This window comes from Paenibacillus albiflavus, from assembly GCF_004344915.1.
In the GTDB taxonomy this organism is placed as follows: domain Bacteria; phylum Bacillota; class Bacilli; order Paenibacillales; family NBRC-103111; genus Paenibacillus_AM; species Paenibacillus_AM albiflavus.
The window spans coordinates 22,969-32,510 of sequence record NZ_SKFG01000032.1; the positions used below are offsets into that span (position 1 = coordinate 22,969).

The 9,542-nt window shown below is 46.4% G+C and carries 8 protein-coding genes; 3 read left to right on the top strand and 5 right to left on the bottom strand.

What is annotated here, in order from left to right; genetic code table 11:
- Positions 1 to 188 precede the first annotated feature (188 nt).
- Positions 189 to 1,058, bottom strand: a complete 870-nt coding sequence (locus E0485_RS21140) for a PRD domain-containing protein (RefSeq protein ID WP_132420068.1) — start codon at positions 1,056 to 1,058, stop codon at positions 189 to 191.
- Positions 1,059 to 1,168: 110 nt separating this feature from the next.
- On the opposite strand from E0485_RS21140, the gene E0485_RS21145 reads away from it, so the two are divergent.
- A complete protein-coding gene (locus E0485_RS21145; RefSeq protein WP_132420069.1) occupies positions 1,169 to 1,483 on the top strand; it encodes a dehydrogenase in 315 nt (104 codons plus the stop codon).
- Between the two features lie 79 nt (positions 1,484 to 1,562).
- On the top strand, positions 1,563 to 2,309 hold the full coding sequence (locus E0485_RS21150) for a polysaccharide deacetylase family protein (RefSeq protein WP_132420070.1): 747 nt from the start codon (positions 1,563 to 1,565) through the stop codon (positions 2,307 to 2,309).
- Between the two features lie 35 nt (positions 2,310 to 2,344).
- On the opposite strand, the gene E0485_RS21155 is transcribed toward E0485_RS21150, so the two are convergent.
- Positions 2,345 to 2,818: an RsiV family protein gene (locus E0485_RS21155; RefSeq protein ID WP_132420071.1), complete on the bottom strand. Its 474-nt coding sequence runs from the start codon at positions 2,816 to 2,818 to the stop codon at positions 2,345 to 2,347.
- A gap of 311 nt (positions 2,819 to 3,129) precedes the next feature.
- Between E0485_RS21155 and E0485_RS21160 the strand changes: the two genes are divergently transcribed.
- The gene (locus E0485_RS21160) at positions 3,130 to 3,897 is read left to right on the top strand and encodes a sulfite exporter TauE/SafE family protein (RefSeq protein WP_132420072.1); all 768 of its coding nucleotides are present in this window, start codon (positions 3,130 to 3,132) and stop codon (positions 3,895 to 3,897) included.
- 86 nt (positions 3,898 to 3,983) lie between these two features.
- Here E0485_RS21160 and hrpB read toward each other — a convergent pair whose 3' ends face one another.
- Genes hrpB through E0485_RS21175 form a run of 3 tightly spaced genes read right to left on the bottom strand, consistent with a single transcriptional unit; the run spans position 3,984 to position 7,755 of the window.
- A complete protein-coding gene (gene hrpB / locus E0485_RS21165) occupies positions 3,984 to 6,509 on the bottom strand; it encodes an ATP-dependent helicase HrpB (RefSeq protein WP_235857664.1) in 2,526 nt (841 codons plus the stop codon).
- Positions 6,506 to 7,045: a spore protease YyaC gene (gene yyaC, locus E0485_RS21170; protein ID WP_132420073.1), complete on the bottom strand. Its 540-nt coding sequence runs from the start codon at positions 7,043 to 7,045 to the stop codon at positions 6,506 to 6,508. The genes hrpB and yyaC overlap by 4 nt, the downstream gene beginning before the upstream one ends.
- A complete protein-coding gene (locus tag E0485_RS21175) occupies positions 7,042 to 7,755 on the bottom strand; it encodes a copper homeostasis protein CutC (protein ID WP_132420074.1) in 714 nt (237 codons plus the stop codon). Before E0485_RS21175 ends, yyaC begins: the two co-directional genes overlap by 4 nt.
- Positions 7,756 to 9,542: the final 1,787 nt, after the last annotated feature.

The window sequence follows — 9,542 nt, forward strand, 5'->3', positions numbered from 1 at the left end:
GCATGCCCTTTTAATCACAAAAAAAAGCATGAGCTACAAAGAAAGAAAGCAGTAATCTGCCTCTTGTCTCAGTTAGCTCATGCCTAATAATCTAGTCGCACGCTAATTAACACAATTCAAGTATAGTATAGTGTCTCTTAATTCGTCAATGCTGTTGGTTTTTTTAATTCTTAACAAATTATTCCATATTATCCCACTAGAAACAAACGGTGTAGATGCATAACCAAATAGCCAAGTTCATCTTCCGATACAGACTTCTCCAAGCTAGTTTCTATCGTACCTGCAAGCTGTTTAGCTAATCGATATTCCTCTGGTAAAGTTGTTTTAAGCTCTTTGGCGAACGGATTCGAACTAGACTTAGATTCTGTTATACGTTCTATAGCAAATCGTAAATGGGTAATTAGTCGAATGTAATCCATGCCATTGCGATTGATGACTTTATGAAGTGCTTTCTCAATTTGCTCTACCAAGTCAAGGACAAGTTGATTGTGCAAGACGATATTGCCAACTGATAAATGACAAACAGCCGATTGAATATGCATCGTAAGAAAACCTATTTCTGCATCTGGAATGGATACATGAAATTTAGACTCAAGCAACTCTGCTGCCTTCTGAGCGAGCGCATATTCCTTCGTATGCAGCGCCTGAATTTCAAACCAGAATGGATTTACAATGTTGATATTATTATTAAGCCTTGTAATTGCAAATTGGATATGACTTGGCAAGGCAATAAAAACCTGCTCATTCAGATCTGTTGTGGCAAACTCCTCAACAATCAAAGCAATGATTTGACGTGAAACATCTTGAACATCTGGATGGATATGTTCCAATACAGATCTATTCTCCAAAGTCACTTCAGATTGATCCTCTGAACCTTGAAGGGCATACTTTTTCTCGATACTTGGGTAATCTTGCGCAATCTCTTCCCCTGACTTACGTCCAAAGCCTATTCCTTTGCCCATTAGAATAAACTCTTGAGATGAGCAATCATCTTGTACTTGAAGTACGTTATTACTGAGTACTTTTTGAATCCGATATATCTTGGAAGACTGAACCATGCTGATATCACCTAATATATTCAAGTTATTTTCTATACAATACGTTACCCTAGGTTGCTCAAACCTGCCTTCTCGCATAAAGATGTAGCATGGGAAGGGAGACAATAATTATGCGCAATAACATAACTGAGAAACATAATCCCAAGCCGCCTAACTTAAGATCGATTCGCAGAGCCTGTCGAAGAGAATTAGAGCGGACGATTAAGAAGCTTAAACAATATATTCCTGCCGATCAAGTTAAACAAGCAGAAGAGCTTTATTACCAGAAAGTATTGCAAAATATTACGTTCATTATGGAGAATCGATCTAATCGCAAAGCTCAAGCTAATTGGTGGGAGGAGCATGTTGCCCCAGAAATTGCATCCATTTGGGAAATCGATGAAAGCCGCTTAACTCATGCATTCCGAGACTCTTACGGAGGATAAATATTTCCTCCCTTATATTTTGTCCATGGTAGGTACAACCTATCAAGAAAACATTATTCCGTCAAAGGAGTCTGTGTGAATGAAACTGCTCGTCAATGGGATCATCATAGTCTGCTTGCTATGCTGCATATCTAGCCCTTCTTATGCGCTTGGCGCACCATCTAAAGGACGCGACTATTATGAAGCACGCAATGAAATTGTTTGGGAGGTACCTACTGAGAATAAGGTCATAGCTCTTACCTTTGATGATGGACCTGATCCTGTTGAAACGACAGAAATTCTGGAGATTCTTAAACAATACAATGCCAAAGCAACTTTCTTCGTCATTGGGAACCGAGTGGAGAGGTTCCCTCATATTGTTCAAGCTGAGATGCTTTCTGGCCATGAAATTGCCAACCATACATTTTATCATTCTTACTTTAATCGTCAACGTTCGGATACCCTTCTCTTGCAAGAACTAACCAAAACCTCAGATGCGATATTCAAAGCAACGGGTCTTAGACCTACGCTGTTTCGCCCTCCTGGTGGTTATTACAGTGAGAAAATGGTGAATGCGATTAGAGGTGCGGGCTACCAGATTATTCTATGGTCTTGGCATCAGGATACTGAAGATTGGAAAGCTCCACCCGTAGCCAAAATTGTAAATAAGGTCTTAAATAATGCTCGTAATGGCGACATTGTCTTGTTCCACGATCACGTAGAAGGCAAATCCAGCACTCCTGCTGCTTTAAAGCAAATAATGCCTGAGCTTGCCCGCAGAGGCTATACATTTGTTACCGTTTCCGAATTACTCCAATACAAGGAAAAACAGTCTCACCGTCCTTAAAGGCGGTGCGTTTCTTAAGGAACCAGTCCTATGGATTAGTTCCTTATTTTGCATATCGGGCCACTTGGAGCGAGAAGATCTGAAATAGCTGTGTAGGGTACCTGGAATGTCAGAATACCATAGTAATATGGCGTATACTGATAGATCGGAAAATAAATAACCAAATCCTTATCTGTTATGTAGAAGGACTGGTTTGCATCTATGCTCTTAAACTCATGAAGTAGTTGTATTTCTCTATCCTGGATCTGCTGTTTAATCATATCGTTTAATCGATCTACATAAGGACTCCCAGGTTTAAATAACTCTGCTAAAGTATAGACATGACCATTCCGTAAATTGAATGTATAAGCAAGCTGATACGTCATGCCATGCGCTTCTAGATGATGGATCGCATAGTTGATCAGCACTAAGCTAAGGACACAGTGCGTATTGAGCTTAATCTCATAGGTTCCCACCATATCCGCGATCGGAACTGTGGAATAACCATGCATACGAATCAGCTTATGCACACCTTCCGTAATCGTAGTATTTATTGTACATTCTGCTCTTTGACTATTTAAACCACTAATATATGGATAAGTAATGACCGTATTCGGCTTATGATTTTGCGTTTGGTTATTTGGGCACAGGTCACAGCTTTAGCAAACATATGCATCTACGCCTCTCACTAGATATAACTGCTTAGCTACACCATATGCCGCTTGATGCTCTGGGGTCAAAGTAAGAAAAATAGCTTGCACGTGCCTGACAGTTACCCTATTATAAACGAATAAGATTGCATGAAATCACAATTTTCAGACATGTGGAGGCTTGACTATTCGTGGAATTACCTTCTATAGACATTCTGCTATTATTAATCGCTACAGGCTTTATCGCTGCATTCATTGATTCAGTTGTTGGCGGTGGAGGCATCATATCCGTCCCCGCCTTGCTTGCTTTGGGATTGCCGCCTAATCTCGTACTTGGAACGAATAAGCTGGCAAGCACGATGTCCTCCATAACGAGTACAACATCCTTCTTATTGTCTGGCAAAATCGAATTGAAGCTCGTTGCACGTTTATTCCCGTTATCCTTTATTGGCGCAGCATTAGGCACTTACAGTGTCACTGCTTTACCATCCGAATTTCTTAGGCCGCTTGTTGTCATTCTGCTCATTGTCGTGACCATTTACACGTTATTCAAGAAAAACTGGGGTGCCAAATCGACTTATAGCGGGGTTACAGCCAAAAAAATCATCCTGCTTATTGTTGCTGCAACTTGTATCGGTTTCTACGATGGTTTCTTCGGTCCAGGGACGGGATCGTTCCTCATTTTCGTCTTTCTAATGCTTGGATTTGATTTTGTTAAGGCATCTGGCAATGCTAAGCTGCTTAACTTTGCCTCCAATCTTGCAGCATTCATAACGTTTGCGATGCTAGGCTCAATTGCCTATGGATACGGAATTCCTATGGGACTTGCAATGATCGCGGGGGCTCTCGTAGGATCACGTGTTGCGATCAAACGTGGAGCTGCCTACGTCAAACCGCTGTTTATCGGAATCACAGTTGTGCTGATTGGCAAGCAGATTTGGGAATTATGGCTTAAATAATCCGTATAGGAAGTATTGAGAAAAAGCCTTCAGAACCACTATAAATGTGGAACTGAAGGCTTTTTTATAATCGAATAGCAGCCCCTTTATGTCTTCGGCCGTACACGGCTTGTTGGGATCGCTTCTAATGGGTTATCTGGCCAATAATGCTTCGGGTATCGACCTTTTAAGTCTTTGCGTACCTCATAATACGTGTTAGTCCAAAAACTTGTTAAATCTTGTGTCACTTGAACTGGCCGATGGGCAGGCGACAGCAAATGAATCGTGAGCGGGATACGTCCTCTTCCGATTGTTGGCGTACGTTCAAGACCGAACATTTCCTGCAGCCTAACGGCAAGAACAGGTGCCGACACATCGCTATAATCAATCGGAATGCGTGAACCGCTTGGAACAACCAAATGTGTCGGTGCGAATTCATCAAGTTCACGCTTCTGCTCCCATGACAGCATCGATTCCAATATGGCCGACATTTGCACAGATTTAAGCTCTTGTATGCTTCTAATCCCATATAAATGCGGTCCTAGCCAGTCGATTGCAGAATCCAGCAGCGCTTGATCCGACATATCCGGCCACAGCTCAGGTTCAAGCTGATGCATGAACTGAATTCTTCGTCTTAGCTGACTAGCTGCCTTCGACCAAGGAAGCGTCTGCAAGCCCAAATGAGTAATTCCTTCTATTAGCGCATGCAGTATCGATTCAGGATCAGGATCTGCTAGTGGTCCATCTTTAAGCACGAGGGCGCCTAATCGAAGCTGCTTGCGAGTACGCACTGCCTGAGATATATCATCCCATGTTATCATTTCCTGATCACAGACTGCTAGCCCATCTTCAGCTAGCTGCATAAGATCAGTTAGATCACATGGTGCAGCGAGATAGATTCGACTATCCGCTCCTTGATCGTCAAGCTCAGCGGCGACCAGATAGGGAGCGTTAGATAGAGGCTGGAGCTGAGCAATCATCGCGCCGCGACCGCTGCTTAGCAGGAAGCGGCCTGTTGTGCGAAGCTGTGCGATGCGATCGGGGTACGCGAGAGCAAGCAGTAAGCCGCAAGCGGACAGATCGTGATGATCACGATCGTCTGGCTCCGCGATGCCGAGCATTCGCTGCAGCTGGCTTGCTTCTGCAGCGATACGCTGCGCGACTGCGTAGTCGCGCGAGCCGCTCACAGCAGCACCGCTGCTGCGGCGCAGCGCCTCGACGCGCAGTCGCAGGTCCACCTCCGCGCTGGCGTCGCCGCGGAGGAAGCTGCGCTCGCTGAGCAAAGCAGCGAGCTCGCACGCAAGTGCGCCAAGGCCGAGCGAAGCGGCCTTGAGCAGCATATGGCCGAGCCGCGGATGCAGCGCAAGCTCGGCCATTCGCCGCCCATGCGGCGTAATCGCTCCGTTAGCATGGAGCGCACCAAGCTCGCGCAGCAATGCGCAAGCTTGGGTATACGCCGCCTTTGGCGGCAAATCAAGCCACTGCAGCTCGGCTGGATCATGCACGCCCCATGCTGCAAGCTCCAGCGCTAGCGCTGTAAGATCTGCTTCTCTGATCTCAGGTGTCGTATGCGGCGCGAGTTGTCGATTCTCCTGCTCTGTCCAGAGTCGATAACAGACACCTGCTTCCGTTCTTCCCGCTCTTCCTTGACGCTGATCAGCCGATGCCTGAGTCACGCGTACGGTTTCTAGTCGCGACATCCCTGTACGAGGAGAGAAACTAGATACACGCATCAGACCACTATCCACAACGATGCGCACGCCTTGTACAGTCAAACTCGTCTCAGCGATTGAAGTCGTTAGCACGATTTTGCGTTCGCCTTGCTTAGCAGGCGAAATAGCTGCATCCTGTGCCTCTTGAGACAAACTGCTATGCAGCGGTGCAATACGAACAGCTTCCTCAAATGGACGTTCACTAAACAAAACTTGAACACGTCGAATTTCTGCAATACCTGGCAGAAAAACAAGCATATCTCCCTCTTCAGCAGCCATTGCCTCTCGAATAACTCGAACAACGGCAGCTTCCATTCGCCCTTCAACCGGAGATGGCAAATAGCGCGTTTCCACAGGGAACGCGCGTCCTTCACTCTGAATGATCGGCGCATCATGCAATAATGCTGCAATTGCAGTCATATCCAGGGTTGCTGACATAATTAACAGACGCAAATCTTCCCGCAATACCGCTTGCGATTGAAGACAGAGCGCAAGTCCCAGGTCCGCATGCAAACTTCGTTCGTGAAATTCGTCCAGAATAACAATCCCAACGTCTTCCAGTGAGGGGTCAGCTTGAAGCATGCGAGTCAGTACACCTTCAGTAATCACTTCTATCCTCGTCTTCGCACTGACCCTTGTATCCTGCTTCACTCGGTAGCCTACTGTCTGCCCGACTTGCTCACCAATCGCTGCTGCCATATAACGCGCAGCTGTTCTTGCTGCTAATCGTCTTGGTTCAAGCATAAGAATTCGTTTACCACCTAACCAAGGTTCATTCATAATGGCAAGTGGTATACGAGTTGTCTTACCCGCTCCAGGAGGTGCAGCAAGAACCGCATTCTGATGCGCATGGAGCGTTTCTTTTAAATGATCTAAAATCTCATCTACTGGTAATGCCCCGCCACCCATTCGCATACTCATCTTGGGTTCACGTCCTTAATTTGAACAGGATATGCCGCCATAATTGCATTTGCGATCGCTTTAGCCATCTGCATCGAGCGATGTAGAGAAGTGGTCTGAAGTACGGCATACGGTTTGGGACCGTCGATACCAACGATTGCAGCTATGCTATAATCTCCAACTGCTGGAAGCCCCTTACCCAAGGATTTTCCTGGAACTAGCGGTTGATTCGCCACTTGAAAATGCCATACAGATGAAGGATGGCCTAGGCATGCATCGATTGCCAGCACCTTTCGACGAGGATCAGTCTCTGAGATTCGCTCCGCAAGATTGGAAGAATCGCATGGATAGGCGAGCGTTCCTATTACGTGATCGTATCCCGCTTCTTCTAACAAGGAACCAACTAGCGGACCAACAGCATCCCCAGTTGAACGATCCGTTCCGATACATAGAAACTGAAGATTTTCTATCGTTACCCCATCTTGCATCATCGCATTCATCAATTTAGGAAGTTCATCTGCCTTACATTTGATTCTAAACAGCTCTTTATCTTTCATTTGATCTTCTTTCCTATCATTTGATCCAAAATAGCGCGTACGGTATGCATTTTATCGCTTTCTACAAGATCATTAGCTCCCATAGGTCCACGTACCGCTGTTCCTAAATGAATTTCTTTAACTCCTGTTTCCTCAATGAATTCAGCTAATGCATTTGTATGAAGTCCACCGCCAGCGAGAATTGCGACATGTGAAGTCTTACTCATCTCGACTAAACGTTTGATCCGATCTGTTGCTTGAAGCACACTCGGCTTCCCGCCAGAAGTGAGCACTCGCTTAATTTGCGAATAGTTGGACAACTGTTCATAGGCCTGCTCCTGATCGGCAATTTCATCGAATGCACGGTGGAACGTAACGTCCAGATCCTGTGAAGCATCCAAGATATGCTCAAGCGTATATGTATCAATAAGTCCAGCTTCAGTTAGTACGCCTACGACAATTCCAATCCCATTACGTCCATACTGCCGAATGGCTTTGATATCCTGAACCATCGTTGCGACATCGGATTTGCTATATACAAATGAACGACTATGCGGTCTCACCATGACTTGTACTGGAATGCTGACTTGTTGCGCCACCTGCTCAATCAGACCGATACTCGGAGTTAATCCACCTTCCATAAATCCCGTAATCAATTCAATCCGATTAGCTCCATGTGCGGATGCAATCAGAGCATCCTCGGTTGTTATTGCTATAACCTCTAACAGCATATATACACGTCCTTTAAAGAAAAATAGCGGTGATACTAGCACCAGGCTATGCGGCAATCTCTAACCGTGCTGCCGGGCGCGATGCGGCAACTTTGGGCATTTTTTCGGTAATTAGTTTCCGAAGTTCGGAATTTTTTTACCGTTTGCACTCTCGCAGCGTCCCCCAACCGTACTGCCGGGCGCGATGAGGCAACTTTGGGCACTTTTTCGGTAATTAGTTTCCGAAGTTCGGAATTTTTTTGCCGTTTGCACTCTCGCAGCGTCCCCCAACTGTACTGCCGGGCGCGATGCGGCAACTTTGGGCATTTTTTCGGTAATTAGTTTCCGAAGTTCGGAATTTTTTTACCGTTTGCACTCTCGCAGCGTCCCCCAACCGTACTGCCGGGCGCGATGAGGCAACTTTGGGCACTTTTTCGGTAATTAGTTTCCGAAGTTCGGAATTTTTTTGCCGTTTGCACTCTCGCAGCGTCCCCCAACTGTACTGCCGGGCGCGATGCGGCAACTTTGGGCATTTTTTCGGTAATTAGTTTCCGAAGTTCGGAATTTTTTTACCGTTTGCACTCTCGCAGCGTCCCCCAACCGTACTGCCGGGCGCGATGAGGCAACTTTGGGCACTTTTTCGGTAATTAGTTTCCGAAGTTCGGAATTTTTTTGCCGTTTGCACTCTCGCAGCGTCCCCCAACTGTACTGCCGGGCGCGATGCGGCAACTTTGGGCATTTTTTCGGTAATTAGTTTCCGAAGTTCGGAATTTTTTTACCGTTTGCACTCTCGCAGCGTCCCCCAACCGTACTGCCGGGCGCGATGAGGCAACTTTGGGCACTTTTTCGGTAATTAGTTTCCGAAGTTCGGAATTTTTTTGCCGTTTGCACTCTCGCAGCGTCCCCCAACTGTACTGCCGGGCGCGATGCGGCAACTTTGGGCATTTTTTCGGTAATTAGTTTCCGAAGTTCGGAATTTTTTTACCGTTTGCACTCTCGCAGCGTCCCCCAACCGTACTGCCGGGCGCGATGAGGCAACTTTGGGCACTTTTTCGGTAATTAGTTTCCGAAGTTCGGAATTTTTTTGCCGTTTGCACTCTCGCAGCGTCCCCCAACTGTACTGCCGGGCGCGATGCGGCAACTTTGGGCATTTTTTCGGTAATTAGTTTCCGAAGTTCGGAATTTTTTTACCGTTTGCACTCTCGCAGCGTCCCCCAACCGTACTGCCGGGCGCGATGAGGCAACTTTGGGCACTTTTTCGGTAATTAGTTTCCGAAGTTCGGAATTTTTTTGCCGTTTGCACTCTCGCAGCGTCCCCCAACTGTACTGCCGGGCGCGATGCGGCAACTTTGGGCATTTTTTCGGTAATTAGTTTCCGAAGTTCGGAATTTTTTTACCGTTTGCACTCTCGCAGCGTCCCCCAACCGTACTGCCGGGCGCGATGAGGCAACTTTGGGCACTTTTTCGGTAATTAGTTTCCGAAGTTCGGAATTTTTTTGCCGTTTGCACTCTCGCAGCGTCCCCCAACTGTACTGCCGGGCGCGATGCGGCAACTTTGGGCATTTTTTCGGTAATTAGTTTCCGAAGTTCGGAATTTTTTTACCGTTTGCACTCTCGCAGCGTCCCCCAACCGTACTGCCGGGCGCGATGAGGCAACTTTGGGCACTTTTTCGGTAATTAGTTTCCGAAGTTCGGAATTTTTTTGCCGTTTGCACTCTCGCAGCGTCCCCCAACTGTACTGCCGGGCGCGATGCGGCAACTTTGGGCATTTTTTCGGTAATTAGTTTCCGAAGTTCGGAATTTTTTTA

Coding starts and splice junctions, on each gene's coding strand:
- yyaC (WP_132420073.1), bottom strand. CDS start 7,045: ATGAAAGATAAAGAGCTGTTTAGAATCAAATGTAAGGCAGATGAACTT.
- E0485_RS21175 (WP_132420074.1), bottom strand. CDS start 7,755: ATGCTGTTAGAGGTTATAGCAATAACAACCGAGGATGCTCTGATTGCA.
- E0485_RS21145 (WP_132420069.1), top strand. CDS start 1,169: ATGCGCAATAACATAACTGAGAAACATAATCCCAAGCCGCCTAACTTA.
- E0485_RS21140 (WP_132420068.1), bottom strand. CDS start 1,058: ATGGTTCAGTCTTCCAAGATATATCGGATTCAAAAAGTACTCAGTAAT.
- hrpB (WP_235857664.1), bottom strand. CDS start 6,509: ATGAGTATGCGAATGGGTGGCGGGGCATTACCAGTAGATGAGATTTTA.
- E0485_RS21150 (WP_132420070.1), top strand. CDS start 1,563: ATGAAACTGCTCGTCAATGGGATCATCATAGTCTGCTTGCTATGCTGC.